Here is a 618-nt window from a genome sequence, read left to right as displayed (position 1 = left end):
CAACCAGCGGAACCCCGATCAACCAAACACGCTTGCGTGTCTTTGGTTGCATGTGTGTTCTCCCATCAGAACCAGATTTGGACGCCGGCCACGACCCGGGTGTCGTCGACGTCCCCGGACCGTGCGCGACGCTGGTCCGCCGTTCCGCCGTAGGCACGCTCCCAGACGACGCCGACATAGGGAGCGAACTGCCGATGGAACTCGTAGCGCAGGCGGAAACCGGCTTCGACCTTGCTCAGTCCGCTGCCGATTCCAACCGCCGGATCGTCCTTGCTCCAGGCTTCGCCCTCGATCAGCCACTGGCCGATCAACCGGTTGGTGAACAGCATTTCGTATTCGGCTTCCGCCCCAAGCCCGACCTGGCCGGACTCGCCCACGTAGGCGGTCGCTTCGACTTCGAACTTGTACGGGGCGAGACCGATGACACCAAGCGCGGCATAGTTCGCTTCCCAGGCCATGCCGGTGCCGTCCTCATCCGCGTCCCAGGCCTCAAGCCGGTCAAGCGACCAGTAGGAGTTGATCGATTCGCCGTGCATTACGTGCGCATCGAGGCCCTGGAACGCCGCGGCCCGATCGGCCGCGGTGATGGCAGGAATGGGCTCGTGCGGCTCCGCGTTC

1 protein-coding gene is annotated in these 618 nt (G+C 64.6%); it reads right to left on the bottom strand.

What is annotated here, in order from left to right; all coding sequences use genetic code 11:
- Nucleotides 1-65: 65 nt before the first annotated feature.
- A partial coding sequence (locus Z164_RS0119420; protein ID WP_024892293.1) for a copper resistance protein B occupies nt 66-618 on the bottom strand: 553 nt, incomplete at its 5' end.

The organism is Luteimonas huabeiensis HB2, from assembly GCF_000559025.1.
Taxonomy (GTDB): domain Bacteria; phylum Pseudomonadota; class Gammaproteobacteria; order Xanthomonadales; family Xanthomonadaceae; genus Luteimonas; species Luteimonas huabeiensis.
This window is presented reverse-complemented; position numbering and strand designations above follow the sequence as displayed.